Annotated in this window: 16 protein-coding genes; 10 read left to right on the forward strand and 6 right to left on the reverse strand. The window is 41.1% G+C overall.

Annotated elements, in window-relative coordinates; all coding sequences use genetic code 11:
• Nucleotides 1-356: 356 nt before the first annotated feature.
• The 4 genes from AB4128_RS18230 to AB4128_RS18245 all read left to right on the forward strand — a co-directional run bounded on the left by AB4128_RS18230 (nt 357) and on the right by AB4128_RS18245 (nt 5209).
• Nucleotides 357-1034 carry a response regulator transcription factor gene (locus AB4128_RS18230; protein ID WP_080915005.1) on the forward strand — a complete coding sequence of 226 codons (678 nt, stop codon included), beginning with the start codon at nt 357-359 and terminating at the stop codon, nt 1032-1034.
• On the forward strand, nt 1031-2368 hold the full coding sequence (locus AB4128_RS18235) for a sensor histidine kinase (protein WP_192022170.1): 1338 nt from the start codon (nt 1031-1033) through the stop codon (nt 2366-2368). Before AB4128_RS18230 ends, AB4128_RS18235 begins: the two co-directional genes overlap by 4 nt.
• A 171-nt stretch (nt 2369-2539) precedes the next feature.
• Nucleotides 2540-4588: a TonB-dependent receptor gene (locus AB4128_RS18240; RefSeq protein ID WP_372038551.1), complete on the forward strand. Its 2049-nt coding sequence runs from the start codon at nt 2540-2542 to the stop codon at nt 4586-4588.
• A gap of 69 nt (nt 4589-4657) precedes the next feature.
• Nucleotides 4658-5209, forward strand: coding sequence for a PepSY domain-containing protein (locus AB4128_RS18245; RefSeq protein ID WP_372038552.1), 552 nt, complete (start codon nt 4658-4660; stop codon nt 5207-5209).
• A gap of 252 nt (nt 5210-5461) precedes the next feature.
• Here AB4128_RS18245 and katG read toward each other — a convergent pair whose 3' ends face one another.
• From katG to AB4128_RS18265, 4 genes are all read right to left on the reverse strand, one after another.
• Nucleotides 5462-7642, reverse strand: coding sequence for a catalase/peroxidase HPI (gene katG, locus AB4128_RS18250; protein ID WP_372038553.1), 2181 nt, complete (start codon nt 7640-7642; stop codon nt 5462-5464).
• Nucleotides 7643-8302: 660 nt separating this feature from the next.
• Complete coding sequence (locus tag AB4128_RS18255) at nt 8303-9193, reverse strand: sterol desaturase family protein (protein WP_372038554.1); 891 nt, start codon at nt 9191-9193, stop codon at nt 8303-8305.
• Between the two features lie 9 nt (nt 9194-9202).
• Complete coding sequence (locus tag AB4128_RS18260) at nt 9203-9790, reverse strand: hypothetical protein (RefSeq protein ID WP_372038555.1); 588 nt, start codon at nt 9788-9790, stop codon at nt 9203-9205.
• 72 nt (nt 9791-9862) lie between these two features.
• Nucleotides 9863-10447, reverse strand: coding sequence for a TetR/AcrR family transcriptional regulator (locus AB4128_RS18265; protein WP_372038557.1), 585 nt, complete (start codon nt 10445-10447; stop codon nt 9863-9865).
• Between the two features lie 130 nt (nt 10448-10577).
• Here AB4128_RS18265 and AB4128_RS18270 point away from each other — a divergent pair, with 130 nt between their 5' ends.
• The 3 genes from AB4128_RS18270 (at nt 10578) to AB4128_RS18280 (ending at nt 12584) form a co-directional block, all read left to right on the forward strand.
• Nucleotides 10578-10778 (forward strand): hypothetical protein, encoded by a 201-nt coding sequence (locus AB4128_RS18270; RefSeq protein WP_065109925.1) that lies wholly within the window; start codon nt 10578-10580, stop codon nt 10776-10778.
• Between the two features lie 12 nt (nt 10779-10790).
• Nucleotides 10791-11957, forward strand: a complete 1167-nt coding sequence (locus AB4128_RS18275; RefSeq protein WP_372038558.1) for an aromatic ring-hydroxylating dioxygenase subunit alpha — start codon at nt 10791-10793, stop codon at nt 11955-11957.
• A gap of 135 nt (nt 11958-12092) precedes the next feature.
• Nucleotides 12093-12584, forward strand: a complete 492-nt coding sequence (locus AB4128_RS18280) for a tyrosine-protein phosphatase (RefSeq protein ID WP_372038559.1) — start codon at nt 12093-12095, stop codon at nt 12582-12584.
• 370 nt (nt 12585-12954) lie between these two features.
• Here AB4128_RS18280 and AB4128_RS18285 read toward each other — a convergent pair whose 3' ends face one another.
• On the reverse strand, nt 12955-13173 hold the full coding sequence (locus AB4128_RS18285) for a hypothetical protein (RefSeq protein ID WP_372038560.1): 219 nt from the start codon (nt 13171-13173) through the stop codon (nt 12955-12957).
• Between the two features lie 255 nt (nt 13174-13428).
• On the opposite strand from AB4128_RS18285, the gene gloA reads away from it, so the two are divergent.
• The 3 genes from gloA to AB4128_RS18300 all read left to right on the forward strand — a co-directional run bounded on the left by gloA (nt 13429) and on the right by AB4128_RS18300 (nt 16242).
• The gene (gloA, locus tag AB4128_RS18290; RefSeq protein ID WP_285164498.1) at nt 13429-13806 is read left to right on the forward strand and encodes a lactoylglutathione lyase; all 378 of its coding nucleotides are present in this window, start codon (nt 13429-13431) and stop codon (nt 13804-13806) included.
• Nucleotides 13807-13862: 56 nt separating this feature from the next.
• Nucleotides 13863-14963 carry an alkene reductase gene (locus AB4128_RS18295; protein WP_065109930.1) on the forward strand — a complete coding sequence of 367 codons (1101 nt, stop codon included), beginning with the start codon at nt 13863-13865 and terminating at the stop codon, nt 14961-14963.
• A gap of 427 nt (nt 14964-15390) precedes the next feature.
• The gene (locus tag AB4128_RS18300; protein ID WP_372038561.1) at nt 15391-16242 is read left to right on the forward strand and encodes a DMT family transporter; all 852 of its coding nucleotides are present in this window, start codon (nt 15391-15393) and stop codon (nt 16240-16242) included.
• Between the two features lie 322 nt (nt 16243-16564).
• Here AB4128_RS18300 and AB4128_RS18305 read toward each other — a convergent pair whose 3' ends face one another.
• Nucleotides 16565-16861 (reverse strand): hypothetical protein, encoded by a 297-nt coding sequence (locus AB4128_RS18305; protein ID WP_372038562.1) that lies wholly within the window; start codon nt 16859-16861, stop codon nt 16565-16567.
• Nucleotides 16862-17449: the final 588 nt, after the last annotated feature.

Raw genomic sequence — 17449 nt, forward strand, 5'->3', positions numbered from 1 at the left:
TACTCCTTTAACTGCTAGGTTTATATGCTTCATTATAAAGATTAATTTGCTGTTAAGTTACTTTTAATGGGTGTATTGGTAAAGCTTTAAAATAGAGTTAGGTTTAGTAAATTGACGATTAAGCTTTACAGCCATCAGTAACATATTTTGCATAATAAAAGTGTCTTACCTAACAATTAGATCGCCAGTAAACTCATTTTAGTTTCATTTAGAAAACCTCTGCAGCAATTGATATTGCCTAAATAACCTTTTTACTTTCCCCAATATTTACATTGTCAATTATAGAGATGAGAGCCGTTGATGAAATACACTACGTGATTAATGGCTTTTATTTAACCAGTGATTATGGATATAACGTGACGATACTTATCATTGAAGATGACCAAGAATTAAACAATCAACTGGCAGAGCTTCTTTGCCAAAAAGGATATGAAGTTGAGCAATGTTTTGATGGTGAAACAGGATTAATTAAAGCATCGTCAGATCATTATCAGCTTATTTTATTAGATGTCATGCTCCCTAAAAGAGATGGTTTTTCATTACTTAATATTTTACGAAAATCCTCTCAAACTCCAGTGATCATGGTGACGGCAAAGGGGGCTGAGCAAGAGCGAATTCAAGGCTTTAGTCAAGGCGCTGACGATTATGTGGCTAAACCTTTTAGCACCACAGAATTACTCTTTCGCATAGAGGCGTTATTAAGACGCAGCTCACCCGAAGACAGGGTTGTGCTATTGCAGCAAATGACCCTTGAAAACTTATTAGTTGATGCCAAATCGCAACAGGTTGCAGTAGATGGCCTGATCCTCGATTTTACCCCGATTCAATTTAAGCTCTTATGGGAATTGATGCTGAATCAAGGTGAAGTGCTCAGTAAAGCTTACCTGTATCAAAAAGTGCTAAATCGCAGTATTAGCGCTTATGACCGCAGTTTAGACATGCATTTAAGCCGTGTGCGAAAAAAAATTAATCAAGCTCAAGGCCCCGGCCAGCGTATTACCACCTGTCATGGAAAAGGATACTGCTGCATATGAATCGTAGATTATTTTGGAAGCTTTGCTTAGTCATTGCCACGGGCGTTGTTGCGCTATTTTACTTAATTAACCATCTCACTACTCGAACAGAAGAAGGGATGAGTTTACTGGCGCTGCAAGATCGCCAGCAACTAACCCAGTGGGGAGAAAAAGCTGAACAGCTTTATCAAGCGGGTGATTTAGATAAATTAAACGCTTGGTTAAATGAGCTACAAACTCAAGAAAATACTTGGGTTACCATTGCCAGCTATGACATCGAGCATATCGCCGGAGATAAGTTAAAAGAGCGTTTTTATACAGGGTATAACTTAGGGCGCAGCGTGGATTGGAAAATCCATTTATATTTTGAACAAAACCCAGTAATGGAGTTGCCATTTAGCCAAGGTCAAACGAGTTTACTGATCCAACTCCCTAATAGAATGCGACCCGGTACCTATTGGCAATATACAGAGGCTACAATGCAAATCATTGTGCCAACGATTTTATTAGCCTTATTGTCGTATTTTCTTTATCGCTACATCATGCGGCCGTTACAACAAATGCAATTAGCCACTCGTCATTTTAGTGCAGGTGATTATGATGTTAGAGCTGCGACCTTGATGGGAAACCGAAATGACGAGTTTGCTGATTTAGCCCTCGCGTTTGATCAAATGGCCATTCGCATCGGGGAGCAATTAATTAGCCAGCGGCAACTTATTGCTGATTTATCCCATGAATTGCGCACCCCATTAACACGCTTAGATATTGCGCTAGCATCGGCCGAAACCTCAGCACCTTCGGCGCATTTTGATCGCATTAGCCGAGAATCGAAACATATTCGTAAGCTAGTAGAAGACACCTTAACCCTTGCATGGCTTGAGAATGAGCAGCCCAAACTTCAAAGTGAATCACTGGAGTTAACTGACTTACTTGATGTGGTCATTGATGATGCTAAGTTTGAATTCCCGAAAGTGGACATTCAATGTGAACTCCCCGCAAGCGCACTGATTGAGCACTCAAGTCACCGCGCGGCAGGTCAGGCAATCGAGAATATTCTTCGTAATGCACTGCGTTATACACCCAATGGAAAAAGTGTGATGGTGAAGCTTAAGGATGATGGATATCAATATCTAATCACTATTGAAGATCAAGGGCCTGGGGTTCCACATCATCTATTGAACACCATTTTTAATCCTTTTTTCAGAGTCGATAAATCACGAGAGCGTGATGGTAGCTCATTCGGATTAGGTTTAGCCTTGGCTAAAAGGCAGCTATTGGCAATCAGAGGTCAAGTCACAGCAGATAATCGTATCGATGGTGGGCTTTGTATGACAGTTGTCTTACCTAAAGTGTAAAGCTTAAGTGCTAACGCTTTATGCATGCATTGTAGGAGCTAACGGCTCAGTTGTGGCTCAGTTATAATGAAGTGGATATTGTGTAAATGTAACAATTGTAAAAGTACTATCGTAAATGTTAGTAAATGATAATAATTCGCATTAACTTTTGGATGTAGATAAAGGCGAATTATGAAAAACACTAGAGCACCAATGACGCTTAAACCATTGGTAGTAGCCGTTGCGCTAGCCACATTTGGCTCCCAAGCCATTGCGGTTGAATCTGAAGAGGAGCAAAGCTTAGCCTCGATAGAGAAAATGACAGTGGTAGGACAAACCACTAACACCGTCATTACACCGCAAGAACTAGAAAAGTTTCAAGCAAATGATCTTGCAGATATTTTTAGGCTTGTGCCTTCTGTATCTGTCGGTGGCTCAGTTGGGATTGCGCAAAAAATCTATATCCGTGGTCTTGAAGATACCTTACTCAATATTACCGTCGATGGTGCTCCTCAAACGGGAACACTATTTCATCACATAGGCCGTGTGGCTATTTCCCCTGAGTTATTAAAAGAAGTCGATGTGCAAGCGGGCGCTGGTGAAGCGACCAGTGGTGCTGGAGCGATAGGTGGTGCCATTCGCTTTAAAACCAAAAATGTTGATGATCTACTTGCAGCTGATGAACGCTTTGGAGGCACAGTTAAAGGGGGTTATTTCACCAATGATGGTTATCAAGCCAGCGGGACTTTATATGGCAGATTGACGGATAACTGGGGCGCGATGGGGTCTTATGTTTATGTTGATCGAGAAAACATGGAAGACGGTGCTGGTAACGAGTTGTTTGGCACGGCAGCAGAGCAGCAATTAGGCTTTTTCAAACTGAATGGTGAGTTAACTGAAAATCAGCAACTGAGCATCAGTGTTGAGCAGCGTAATGAACAAGGTGACTTTGGCGCACGTCCAAACTGGCCGACATTAGAGGGCGACACTTTATTTCCTATCGAAGGTGATCGAACCACCTTTGTGCTGAACCATCAATTTAACCTCAACCGATATGTGAACCTTGAAACCAGCTTATACCATACCAGTGCTAGCGTTGAGCAAGACCGGTACGATCGCTGGGGGAAATACGGTGGAGACATGACGACCTATGGTTTTGATATTCGCAATGTATCGCTAGTTGGCAGCCATACCTTGACCTATGGATTTGAGCTGCGCCAAGACGAAGTCTCTAGTGAATACTTAGCAGAGGATGCTATCTGGCAAGATTGGGCATGGGATGCCAGTGTCGGTCAATTCGAAGAAGAAGGCCAAGTACTGGGTATTTACATCCAAGACCATTGGCAAATCACCGATGCTTTATTGTTGAGTGTGGGTGTACGTTACGATCAATATGACTTAGAGCAAACCACTTATCAAAATGAAACCGACAGTGACGGTGTTAGCCCAAATATTGGTTTGAATTATCAGTTTAATGATAATTGGTTATTAACTGTTGGTTATGCAGAAGCCATGCGCGGCAAAGAAGTCGGCGATGCCTTTACCTTAGAGCAAGCGCCAGATTGGGTATCAATAGATCCTGATTTAAAAGCGGAAGAAGTGGACAATACTGAAATAGGCTTAACCTACAGCGACAACCATTGGCAAGTAACTGCATCGGTTTATCAAAGTAATATTGATAATGTGATATTAGATCAAATTGGCCGTGGTGTATTTTATGAAAATGTCGGCGAGCTTGAAATGCAAGGTTTTGAGCTGAAGGCAAACTATTGGTATGACGGCCTGAATGTTGTTGCTAGTTACAGTAACAATGATTCAGTGCTTAATGGCAATACCGTAGAAGGCTATGAGCATATTGGTTTAGCCAATGCCCGTGGTGATACATGGGGATTAAATGTCAGCTATCTATTATCTGATAGCTGGGAGCTAGGCTGGAACTTCATGTATGTTGATGATCTGAACAATATCGAAGTGTTGCAACGAGGTGTTGAAATTGGCTGGATCGATCAAACACAGTTTATCGATAAACCAAGCTATGACGTTCATGATATTTATGTGCAATGGCTACCACTAGACAGTGATCAACTTAAAGTAAACCTTGCGGTTCAAAACTTATTTGATGAGCACTATCGTGACCATTCAAGTGTCGGCGATTATAACGATATTCCTGGCTGGGAAGGCGTAGCCGGTTTGTATGAAGCTGGTCGTGACATCAGAGTGTCGCTAAGTTATCAATTTTAATTTTGTTTTAATGACTGTCGCGGTTATGGCGCTTGCCATAACCGTTTTTTAGTTTGATAGGTGACAAGAATGAAAGCAAAAACACGATTGTTGTGGATGAAGTTACACGGTTATATAGCGTGTTTTTTTCTGCCCATCACCCTGATTTATATCATCACAGGTATGTTGTATTTTTTTGATATTAAAGGTGAAGTCAGCAAAGATATCGAATACTTTGTGCCAACAACTGAAGGCTGGCCTGATAACGAGCAAAGTGCTAAAAAGTTTGTGGTTAACTTCTTAGAAGGGAAGTCACATTTACCGCTGCCAGAAGATTATTATTGGGAAGGCGTGCACGATTGGTACGGGCATCGACAAGAGGTGATTTTAGCCAAGACTGATGATCCGAATACTTTAGAAATTCACATCAAAGAGCATGACTTTTTGATGCAATTATTAATTATTCATAAAGGGTTTGCAGGGTCTTTTTTCAAAGTATTTTCTATCCTGTTTGGGATAAGTTTAGCATTTAGCATTATCAGTGGGGTAGTGATTACACTGCAGTTACCGCAATTAAAAGTCCCATCACTCATTAGTATTGCAGCAGGAGCATTAGCCCTTTCTATTGGGTTTATATTGTGACGAATCAACTTAATGAAACTGGCACTTTAGTGAATGTTTAAACGGTTAAGCGGGATCTATTGATCGGTATTAGATTATGGTTAAACAGGATAACGGTTAATACTATCTGCGCGAGAATACTAGCTTTACTGAATACTATCCTTTCGAGAATACTAGCTTTACTGAATACTATCTTTACGAAAATACTGTCCTTACAAGAATAGAATCCGCGCGAGCATAAGGGGGCTCGCGCGGGTAACTTAATCCAATAAATTATAAATCAAATCTATCGGCATTCATCACTTTGACCCATGCAGCAACAAAGTCATTCACGAACTTGGCTTTATTATCATCTTGCGCATAATGCTCACAATAAGCACGTAAGATGGAATTAGAACCAAAGACTAAGTCAACACGTGTCGCAGTCCATTTCTGAACCCCACTTTCTCGTTCAACAATATGATAGAGGTTGTTAGCAACAGGCTTCCAAGCGTAGTTCATGTCAGTGAGATTAACGAAAAAGTCGTTAGTTAACTTACCGACATCATCAGTGAACACGCCGTGAGTTTCACCGCCATAGTTGGTGCCTAATACTCGCATGCCACCAATTAAGACCGTCATTTCTGCTGCTGTAAGCCCCATGAGTTGACTGCGCTCTAACAATAGCTCTTCAGCGGTCACAACATAGTCAGACTTTAACCAGTTTCTAAAGCCATCATGAATGGGCTCAAGAACATCGAATGACTCAGCATCTGTCATTTCAGCGGTTGCATCACCTCGACCTTGGCTAAATGGCACTGACACATTAACGCCTGTTTGAGCGGCTGCGTGTTCAACAGCGCAGCTACCGGCTAACACAATTAAATCAGCCATCGAAATGGATGAATTCTTTTGTGCTTTAATCGCTGCTAATGCCGCGAGAACTTTATTAAGCCGTTCAGGTTCATTGCCTTGCCATTGGTTTTGCGGAGCAAGTTGAATACGAGCGCCATTTGCACCACCACGTCTATCAGAACCACGATAGGTTCTGGCGCTATCCCATGCGGTAGTAATGAGTTCAGCCGCCGTTAACTCGCTTTGTAAAATAGCCGCTTTAAGCCCATTAATTTCAGTTTCACTGAGAGTATGAGGATTACTAGGGATTGGGTCTTGCCAAATTAGATCTTCATTTGGCACATCATTGCCTAAGTAACGAGCTTTAGGGCCAAGATCTCTGTGAGTAAGTTTAAACCAAGCTCGGGTGAACACTTTGGCAAAGTAGTCGGGATCGTTATAAAAGCGCTCGGCAATTTTTCGATATTCAGGATCAAATTTTAATGCCATGTCGGCATCGGTCATGATCGGGTTATGGCGCTTAGTTGGGTCTTCAACATCAACTGGCATATCTTCAGGTTTGATATTGACCGGTTCCCATTGCCATGCACCAGCTGGGCTCTTGGTTGTCCACCAATCGTAGTTTAACAACAGGTGAAAGTATCCGTTATCCCACTGGGTAGGATTTGTTGTCCAAGCGCCTTCAATACCACTGGTGACAGTGTCACTGCCGATCCCACGGTGTTGTTTATTGAGCCAACCAAAACCTTGATCTTCGATTTCAGCCGCTTCTGGCTCAGGGCCTAATTGCGCTGCATCGCCATTACCGTGACATTTACCCACAGTGTGGCCGCCAGCCGCTAAAGCGACGGTTTCTTCATCATTCATGGCCATACGCGCAAAGGTGATGCGAACATCATGGGCGGTTTTAATTGGATCTGGCTTACCGTCGACCCCTTCTGGGTTAACGTAAATCAGCCCCATCATGACCGCAGCTAATGGATTATCTAAATCTCGCTCGCCAGAATAACGGCTATTTTCGTTATCACTGGTGGCGAGCCATTCTTTTTCAGCGCCCCAGAAAATATCTTTCTCTGGACTCCAGATATCTTCCCGTCCGCCAGCAAAACCGTACATCTTAAGGCCCATTGACTCGTAAGCCATGTTACCAGCAAGAATCATTAAATCTGCCCAAGATAGACTGTCGCCATACTTCTTTTTAATTGGCCAAAGTAGACGGCGGGCTTTATCTAAATTGCCGTTATCAGGCCAGCTGTTTAAAGGAGCAAAGCGCTGGTTACCGCGGCTTGCACCACCGCGCCCATCGGCAATACGGTATGTCCCAGCTGAGTGCCATGCCATGCGGATCATCAAGCCACCATAATGTCCCCAGTCGGCAGGCCACCAGGATTGTGAGCTGGTCATTAGCTCAATTAAATCTTGCTTAACTGCATCTAAATCTAATGCATTAAACGCATCGGCATAACTAAAACTGTTGGGCATAGGATCGGTTTTAGTATCGTGTTGATGCAAAATATCGAGGTTAAGCGACTTGGGCCACCATAGCTGATCTTGGCTTTGTTGATTGGTGTTGCCCCCATGCATGACAGGGCATTTTCCGGCTGACTTTGAGCTATCCATTACGCTATTTCCTTGCTGAGTGATGTGATAAACATAATCAAGAACTCCCACTAAATTAGGTGAGTTCTTGATTGAACGTACTTAAATCGTTGTTACCATTAAAAAAGACAGAGAAATTAAACGGTTATATAGGCTCGGCTAGTTAACAGATGGCTGAGCCTACATGTTAAAGCTGACTTTGAAGCCGTACTTGTGTATTACCTTTTAGCGTGGGGTAAACACAGTAAGAAATATTTCAAAGCGGAATTATTGTATACGGCTGTTTTGGCGTTTTATAAATCTAGATCAATATTTGGCCAATATCCTGTTGTTCTTTGCAATAATTTACATTGGCAAGTCTTTAATATCTAAAAACAGTCAGTTAACGGTTTGGTGATGTATTTAGAGAACAGCTCAAGTTGTAAGGCAAACGAGATTAATCGCTAGTTTTCTCGTTGCTATGTTTCAGCTGTTGCTTATTAGTCGATATGAAGCTGGTCAGCGTCAATGAGGTTGATATCGATGCAAAAACAAAAAAAAGCGAACGACGAGGTTCGCTTTTTGTGTCTTCATTTGCCAATCAAACGAAACGAATGCGGAAGCTTGAGGATAATTCCATTGCTAACTGCGCCTTAACCAAGACACTAAACCCCTTAACTAAAGACACTCAGTCTAAGCAGGCTAGTTTTTATTTATTTGTTCCTGCTGCCAAGCCCACGTTGGGGACTTTATCAGTAAGTGAATGCGGTAACGCCAGCTAGGGGCATGCCATAGCCGCTTGATAAGCGTGACGTAACCAGAAAAGAACACCTTAATGGGGTTTACTGTGTTTATTCTTGGGTAGACACCATATTTCACTGGTTCTTTTTCTTCCGCAAAAGTACCAAACATTTTGTCCCAAATAATGAACATACCCGCATAGTTTTTATCGAGATATTGTTTATTGGTCGCATGATGCACTCGATGATGAGAAGGCGTATTAAATATGGCTTCTATCGGGCGTGGAAGTTTTTTCACTGTTTCAGTGTGCAGTAGTGTTTGGAAAACTTGCACAATGATTTCTGCTAAAAAAATCACAAAGGGGTGAAAGCCTAAAAAGACTAATGGTAAGTAGAAGAACAACGGAAAAAACCAATCCATTGGTCCGTGTCGGTATGCCACCGAAATATTAAAATGGGGAGAGCTATGATGCACAGTATGAGTTGCCCAGCCAAAGCCATTCATGTGTAAAAAGCGATGTTCCCAGTAATAGGCAAGATCGGCAAGTATAATACAACACAGCACTGTCCATCCCGTTATAGGAAGTTGTACTAGGCTAAAGTGTTCATAAGAAAAAAGAAATACGCCAGCATAACTCGCAGCAACAATCGTAATAATTAACCCAAATAGTCCTAGCGTGACAAAATTGGCTACGCTGTCCCCTAACAGGTTTTTAGTGAACTGCTTCTTTATTCCATATCGAAGCAGTTCAATAATAAATAACCCAATGGCGAGGACAAAAAACCAATTATCAATCCAGACCTCTAATCCCCACACATCATTAGGCGTAAGCAGTTGTGATAAATAATCCATCATTGCTCCCTATTGATATGAAACAAGCATCGTCGTCGATGTTGCATTGCCGGAATTATCTAAAAAGTGAGTTTCAAGGACAAAGTTGACCGTTTTACTATAGTCAATTTTCTCCCAGGCTGTTGCCAATTGCGCAGCGGTATAAGCGTGTTCTGGCAAAATAATGTCGCCATTTTTTGTATCAATACTATATGTGTTGGGATGTGGTTTTAGTTCTTTTACATCATAGCCAATGGTGACATCAGCTCGCTCAAAGCTATTTGTCATTGCTGAATATAAGACAAACACTTTAGTGGGCTGCACAACTAATGAGGCATGTAACTCTGCTTGATCATTGAATGTTTGCCAAAGCTGGTGGATATCAGCTATGGCAATGTTTTGTCTAATCCCTGCGATGTTAATTTGCTGATTAACCTTGATTGCAGGGGTTGAGTTTGAATCAACTGATGTAGGCTCGATAGTGTTTGACGTTATCGATTTATTGGGCTGTGGAGATGCTTGTATGAGCGCATTGGCATCAGGGCTTTGAAATAGAGCAGCACCCCAGACTAGTATCACTATCAATACCGAGGTTAATATCGAGTTGAACAAATTCATAAATGACACCTATACAAAAAATAGTCAGTGCAATTTACGTTTTTGGATATTTATTGTCAACATGAAAATTAACTATTTTAAAACAAGTTGCTCACACAGCAGAACAGATGATTGCTTTAACTTGTACATTTCTTCAAACATACCAAGAGGTAACAAGGATTCGCTCATTAAATAGTTTGAATAAATACCATATGCAATTAATTCAATTTTTTCTTGGCTGACTTCTGGGTATTGAGCCGTAAACTCGGTAATTAAATGCTGTATAAACTCATGCATGATTTGTTGCTGATGCGCTTTAATTGTCTCTAACCTTTTAGCCTCTGAAAATATCGCTTCACCTATGACGGTGTTATTGACCATTTCCTTAGTTCTCGTGCTAAAAAGGCTATCTACAAGGGCTTGAGCTCTATTTGTTTTGGGGAGCCAATTGAGTATTTCTTGCCATTGTTGCGTGTATCGCAAGGTCCAACGTTCACTTAATGCGCAGATAATATCATCTCTATTACCAATATAGTGCCTCAAAATAGTACGCTTCATATTTGCGGTTTCGGCGATATTTTCTAAAGACGTTGCTTGAATACCTTTATCCAATATACACGCTTCGAGGGCATCGAGAATTTCTTCTCGACGTTGAGTCGCCATGCTCGGCCTTGCCATACCATTCTCCCTAGTCATCAAAGCTAACATGATAGCATTTTGATTTTAATTGTCACCTTGACAATTAACTTTGGTTCAATATAAGCTATAAATTGTCACAGTGAAAATAAACGTATTGGGGAGTGTGGTTATGTGGTTATCTTTACCTTGGTCTTATTGGTTAGGCTTTGCGTTAATTCTTTGGTTGCTATTCGATCTCGTTAGAGGGGAGGCGTATATCTGGGAGTCATATAAAAGAGACACTCAACCAGCCATGTATTGGTTTACCATGCTGATATGGACTGCCGTTGCAGCGAGTTGTTTTATTTATCCTTATTGGCCGTTTGTGTAGTGGCAGGGAAAAATGAATTCAAATAATGGTTTACCTATTGAAGCTTACATTGACTCTCACTTTTTTGAGTTAGAGCAGAAGCATATATTTTCAAATACATGGGCATTTGCTGGATTAATTGAGGACGTAAAAATCCCCGGTGATTACCTAACGGTGCAAGCTGGACTGAGTAACATCGTTATTATTATAAATGAACATGGAGACCTGCTTGCTTACCATAATATGTGTCGCCATCGAGGGACCCAATTATTGGAAGGTAAAGGAAGTGGCTTGAAAAAGTTAACCTGCCCCTATCATGACTGGACATATCAGTTATCGGGTGAGCTTGTGTCCTTACCAAAATTCAGAAGTGAATTTGCTGGTATTGAAAAAGATTGTTTGAACCTGAAACCTGCAAATGTTGGGATTTGGCGAGGCATGATTTGGGTACACCCAGATCCCAATTCCACTTCTTTACAAGATTGGTTTGGACCAATAGAAAATCAATTAGGCCCCCACGAGGTTGAATCGTTAGTAGAATTTAAAGACAGTGTGGTTATTGAAGACATAAATGCTAACTGGAAGGTGATTGTTGAGAACTACATCGACCATTACCACCTTGCTCAGCTTCATGCTGGCACACTTAATATGTATAACCATAAAAAAGCTCAGTTTGGTTTTGTGGGTCAACATTTTAAATTCTGGGAGCCACTGACTGATGATTATCAACGCAACCTGCAACAAAATGCTGCCTCACCATTGGTTTATCAATCTGGACTGAACAATATTGGTGTGTGGGTGCCGATGCTATTTCCTGGAATCGGTTTAGCTGAGTTGGAGTCCTCTTGGTCTGTTTTTCACATTAATCCCATTTCGCCATCCAAAAGCAGGGTTATTGTTCGAACTAAAATGAAGGACTGTGGCACACTTGACTACCTTAAACAAAGTCTAAGTTCAGCGGCTTTTTGGGACAAAAAAGTGAAACCGAAATACGCAAGTTTCGATCAAAACCATCCTTTAGGATCGGCAGACTTTATGCGAGAAGATATTTACATATGCGAGCAGCTGCAAAAATCATTCACTAGCCCACAATTTGAGTTTGGACCTAGTGCAAGTTTTGGAGAAGCGCCTATCCGGCAGCATCAGGAGCTTATTTGGAATATCATCAAACCCTATTGGGACTCAAGACTCGTTTCGTAAAAAGTTTAAATTACTTGTACAAATGAATGTATCAAGTGACATAATCTACTTAATACAACCCTTGAATTTTGGCAAACGATCTTACATCAATGTCGCCAATCACTGAAAATAATTCGCTAAAATTAGGAGATGATAATGTCGACACATCCGTTTGATGCATTAACTTTGGATAACGGTGCTCAGCTGATTTTTACCCCTTGCCCTGGCACCAAAGAGGCGTCGTTGACTGACTCTGTTGCCACATTAAAGCAAGCCGGCACAGATATGTTACTGACACTGATGTTCGATAAAGAAATGGCTGTTAATAACGCTGAATCATTACCGACTGTGTGTAGCGATAATAATATCGTTTGGGCGCAACTTCCGATCCTTGATGATGCAGCACCGAGTGATGATTTTGAAGCTGCATGGGCAACATATCGATCGCAAATTTTGGCGCTGATTGCCAATAAAGGTAAAATTGCTGTGCACTGTAAAGGCGGAACTGGCCGAACAGGTTTGGTCATTGGATTGATTTTATTAGCTCAAGGCTGGCCAGTAGATAAAGTGGTTGCTGAAGTGCAAAATATCAGACCTAAAGCCCTTAGAAACCCTGTCCAATTGGCATATCTACATGCCTATGCATAGCTGATTTATTCAAGCTTGCCCTTGGGCGATATGAGCGAGTATTTAAGTAAAAAAGCGAACCCAATGGTTCGCTTTTTTTTGCGTGTAATATTCAGTGGCCAGTTCAAATAAGTCAATTTATCGAGTGGTTAAAAACCCTACATAAATGTCGAGCTGACAAATAATTAAACGTAATTAGCTCAATAGCGAACAGTAATCCAACAACGCTAGCGCATTAAAAAATCAGGTGACCGACCATCCTAATTAAATGGCTGAAACCTAGCACTGGCAAGGGTTTGTGGCATAGTTTGTTATCTGAGCAATGAAGAGGGCACTGGCGAAATCAAGATAGATTAATGATTAATCTGTTGTAGCAAACCAAGATAAAGAATTATTTAATACGGCTGACAGTTAGCTGATTACCTTTGGCGTTCTCATGAAAGATATCCGCTAAATACTTATCCAGTTCAGATTCTGCTAAATCGGCGGGGATAACCACATCATAAATCCTAGATCGCAATCCCGTTCCTGAATCTAAAAATAATTGCCATTCTTCGTTTTTACGCAATACCGCCATGGTTTTGCCAAACACATCAAACGTTAAAAACATAAACCACTCCGATCTAAACCTTAGCTACAGTGTAGTGAAATGATCCCATGGGATCCATTGATATCGCAGGCACAATTTAAGTGATTCTTCCTGCTATTGAATGTCTCATTCGATAACAAAAAATTATGATTATAAGAATAAATGCTAATTATATTTTTATATTTGATAGGCGTAAAATGATGTTATTCCCATTGAGGCACACTCAAGCAACAAGCTTAATGACTTTTGTTTGAGGCCAACTTTGTAAGGCAAATTATGAAATTTTTACACACAATGTTACGCGTCGCTGATCTTGATGCCTCTATCGAATTTTACACGAATGTGTTGGGTATGAAGGTACTTGAGCGTCACGAGAATAAAGACTATCGCTACACCTTAGTGTTTGTCGGTTATGAGCAAGGTGGCACCACAATCGAGTTAACCCATAATTGGGACACCAATGAATATGATATGGGTAATGCTTTTGGTCATTTAGCCTTAGGTGTTGATGATATTTATGCCGCTTGCGACAAGATTAAAACATTGGGCGGAAATGTCACTCGTGAGCCAGGCCCAGTTAAAGGCGGCGAAACTCATATCGCCTTTATTACAGATCCTGACAAATATCAGATTGAATTAATCCAATTAGATTAACGTCATCATATTTGCTTTCAGATTATTTTTGCCGTTTTCGATTTTAAGGAATTCCCATGAAAGACTCACTATTTCAAACGATACAGTTAGGTGAACATGCCCTAAATAATCGTATCGTCATGCCACCAATGACACGTTCACGTGCATCACAGCCAGGCAATGTCGCCAATGACATGATGGCGCAGTACTATGCTCAACGTGCGCAAGCAGGTTTGATCGTCGCCGAAGGCACGCAAATTTCAGCAATGGGCCAAGGTTATGCGTGGACGCCGGGGATTTACTCAGCCGAGCAAATTGCTGGTTGGAAGAAAACCACTGACGCAGTTCATGCTAAAGGCGGAGTGATATTCGCTCAGTTATGGCATGTAGGCCGTGTGACGCATCCTGAAAATATTGGTGGTCAGCAACCGATTTCATCGTCAGCGCTGAAAGCTGAAAATGTGAAAGTATTTATTGATGATGGCACAAACGCACCAGGCTTTGTTGATGTGGTTGAGCCGCGTGCAATGACCAAAGCTGATATTGAAGCTGTTATTGCAGAGTACCGTCAAGCGGCGCTGAATGCGATTGAAGCAGGTTTTGATGGTATTGAACTGCATGCTGCGAATGGTTATTTGATTAATCAATTTATCGATTCAGAAGCCAACAACCGCACTGATGAATATGGTGGCTCGATTGAAAACCGCCTGCGCTTTTTAAGCGAAGTGGTTGCAACCATGGTTGATGCTATCGGGGCTGATAAAGTGGGCGTGCGTTTAGCGCCGTTTACCTCGCTTAATGGCACCGTTGATGCAACACCTGTCGAGACTTACACCGCAGCTGCAGCATTATTAGAGACTCACAAAATTGTATATCTGCACATTGCTGAAGTTGACTGGGATGACGCGCCTGAAACGCCAATCGAATTTAGAATCGCGGTTCGTGAAGCTTATAAAGGGGTATTAATTTATGCGGGTAAGTATGATGCTGAAAAGGGCGGAGACGCCATTGATGATGGCTTAGCTGACATGATTGGCTTTGGTCGTCCGTTTGTCTCAAACCCAGATTTACCGAATAGAATTAAGCATGGCTATCCGTTAGCGGCACACGACCCAGCTACCTTATTTGGCGGCGATGAAAAAGGCCTAACAGATTACCCTGAATACAGCCCATCATGAAAATTACTGGTTAGTTAACCCAGCCGTATTTAGGCTAACATAGACTAATAAATAGCAACCTTGCAGATGCAAGGTTGCTTTTTTATGTTTAATACGCCACACAATTACTGACAAATGAATTAACACAAACTCGATATAATTGTTGATTTCACAGTTTATTGATTCATTGTTCGTCAGCTGAGTCTTTATCGTTTATAACAACCTCAGTTTATTATTCGTCACTAGGGCCTGTTGAACTTTGCTGGTTAAGTTTTGTTCGAATTAAAAGTGTTTTAATTGAGATGGATGGATTGATGCGTTGATGCCTTGATGCTTAGACGCCTAGTCATCTAGTCATCTAGGCACCTTTTATTCACAAAGATGCATCCAAAACTTGCGACAAAACAACCTTGAAAGATCAACCGCCCCAGCCATTAAGAGTCTTTTTATGCGCGGAGCATTGTTTTTATTTATCGCCACCTTGTTGGCAGCATTTGGCTGGATTGCCTCGAAAATTGTGGTCGCTGAAATGCCCGGTGAAAGTTTTATAGCGAGTCGTTTTTTGCTGGCAAGTCTAGTGCTGCTGCCATTTTGTTATAAAAGCCTATGGCGACTTAGAGCCAAGCAAATCTTACTTGCTTGCTGTGTTGGCGTCTTTTTGGGGTTAGCTCTGCTGGTATGGGTACACGCGGTATCTGTGACTGCAAGTTTGTCGGAAGGGGCATTTATCATGAGCCTAGCGATGATCATCGCACCGATGACAGCATGGCTATTGTTTAAGATTAAGCCCAACAAAGCCTTTTGGTACGCACTGCCACTCAGCGTAGTGGGGATGATGTTGATGACCTTGACCAATGGTTGGCAAGTGGATGAATCTCAGTGGTACTTTTTATTTGCATCAGCACTTTTATCGGTGCATTTTGTATTAAACAAAAAAATCAGTAGTCGTATAAAACCATTAGATTCTATTTGTTTGCAGCTCTTTACCGTCGGCCTCGTGGGCGGTATTTACGTGCTCTTTACACAACCCGCCGCTTTTGAGCTAAACAGCACCTTACTGGCGTGGTTTGTTATATCGACAGTCTTTGCCACATCGATGCGTTATTTGCTGCAAACACTAGGACAATACTCGGTGAACATGGAAACAGCGGCACTCATCATGATCCTAGAGCCGATATGGACACTCATGCTGAGTGTATTGGTGCTTGGTGAAGCGATAGAAATTCAAAAACTGGCAGGTGGTTTGGTCATCTTTTTATCTTTGTTTATGTATATTAAGTTATCTAAACGACCCAATTGATACCCGCTTAAAGGGTAGGCTTCAAGTTTGTTGGCACACTTTCACTGCTTTGAAATTGCACTCACAGCTCACTCATAAGCGAGTAGTGGGTGAGGTAGAAGAAGGATATTACGAGCATTGCTAACTGATTTTTGGACAAAAATGCGTTAGAGCTTAAGCTCTGAAAAATGATTATTGGGATTAGGGACAGTATGGTAATCGGACATGCGATAACGCTTTAATAAACCGTGCTAACACGGAAGTTTTTTTGTGTAATACTGAGCGAAGCGAAACACAAAAAAGCTGGAGTGTTTGCATCGGTTTTAATTAATTTTGTTATATTTTAATACATTTCAGAATCATATTGAGCAAATACTAGATTTTGAAGATCAATCTCTTTATTTGCACCACCTTTAACTTGATACTCTACTTTGCTGGAAATTATTTCTGAATAATTACCAAGAACCTCTCCTACTGTAGAATTAATGCAATCTCGCTCATAATCCATAGGTATATTCTCAAATATAGCTAAAACAATTAATTTATTTTTAGAAATTTCATATGACAGCCTAACTAGATTCTTAGGAACATTAAATAATAATGCACTTTGAAAATAAGAATTTAATTCGATAATTGTCAAAGGCCACTCCCCCAAAAATATAACAGCTTATTATATAGCTGCTCGATAATGTTCCTGTTAAAATTCAACTTAGTAGCAAGGGTACCAAGCCAACCGACTGTTTAGTAAAGATAAAAAGAAAATTTAACACCTGTTTTATTAATATCAAGCCCGCAAAAGTGAGCGCTTTGATGTAGAGGTCTCTACAACCTTTTATCAATAACTTTAGATTCAACAACTTATCAAAAAACTAGAAGTTTATCGAGCATAAAGTACGCGATTTTGGCTCACTTTGCTCGCGAATCATCTGCGTACATTTATAACTGTGTATTTATCTAGTACTTTAAAGTCAGATATAGTGCGCAATAGATTAGAAAATATAAGGTGATATTTCCGCGAAGCGCCACGACTTTGATTTTTCAAAATAATAAAACAGACTTTGGGCACCAACTCGTTATAACTACAAACGAAGTTTAAAGCTGGATGATTCTCCGTTGGAAATTTTGCTGTTTAAATTTCGCCGGAGCTGCTGGGGAGATGCAAGAGGGGTGAGCAGTTTCACCCTTCTTGCTCTGGTGTGGGCGAAGCGCCACGACGTTAATCCAAACG

This window comes from Shewanella sp. 10N.286.52.A9 (assembly GCF_041468985.1).
Taxonomy (GTDB): Bacteria; Pseudomonadota; Gammaproteobacteria; order Enterobacterales; family Shewanellaceae; genus Shewanella; species Shewanella japonica.

Coding starts and splice junctions, on each gene's coding strand:
- AB4128_RS18235 (WP_192022170.1), top strand. CDS start 1,031: ATGAATCGTAGATTATTTTGGAAGCTTTGCTTAGTCATTGCCACGGGC.
- AB4128_RS18240 (WP_372038551.1), top strand. CDS start 2,540: ATGAAAAACACTAGAGCACCAATGACGCTTAAACCATTGGTAGTAGCC.
- AB4128_RS18245 (WP_372038552.1), top strand. CDS start 4,658: ATGAAAGCAAAAACACGATTGTTGTGGATGAAGTTACACGGTTATATA.
- katG (WP_372038553.1), bottom strand. CDS start 7,642: ATGGATAGCTCAAAGTCAGCCGGAAAATGCCCTGTCATGCATGGGGGC.
- AB4128_RS18255 (WP_372038554.1), bottom strand. CDS start 9,193: ATGGATTATTTATCACAACTGCTTACGCCTAATGATGTGTGGGGATTA.
- AB4128_RS18260 (WP_372038555.1), bottom strand. CDS start 9,790: ATGAATTTGTTCAACTCGATATTAACCTCGGTATTGATAGTGATACTA.
- AB4128_RS18265 (WP_372038557.1), bottom strand. CDS start 10,447: ATGGCAAGGCCGAGCATGGCGACTCAACGTCGAGAAGAAATTCTCGAT.
- AB4128_RS18270 (WP_065109925.1), top strand. CDS start 10,578: ATGTGGTTATCTTTACCTTGGTCTTATTGGTTAGGCTTTGCGTTAATT.
- AB4128_RS18275 (WP_372038558.1), top strand. CDS start 10,791: ATGAATTCAAATAATGGTTTACCTATTGAAGCTTACATTGACTCTCAC.
- AB4128_RS18280 (WP_372038559.1), top strand. CDS start 12,093: ATGTCGACACATCCGTTTGATGCATTAACTTTGGATAACGGTGCTCAG.
- AB4128_RS18285 (WP_372038560.1), bottom strand. CDS start 13,173: ATGTTTTTAACGTTTGATGTGTTTGGCAAAACCATGGCGGTATTGCGT.
- gloA (WP_285164498.1), top strand. CDS start 13,429: ATGAAATTTTTACACACAATGTTACGCGTCGCTGATCTTGATGCCTCT.
- AB4128_RS18295 (WP_065109930.1), top strand. CDS start 13,863: ATGAAAGACTCACTATTTCAAACGATACAGTTAGGTGAACATGCCCTA.
- AB4128_RS18300 (WP_372038561.1), top strand. CDS start 15,391: ATGCGCGGAGCATTGTTTTTATTTATCGCCACCTTGTTGGCAGCATTT.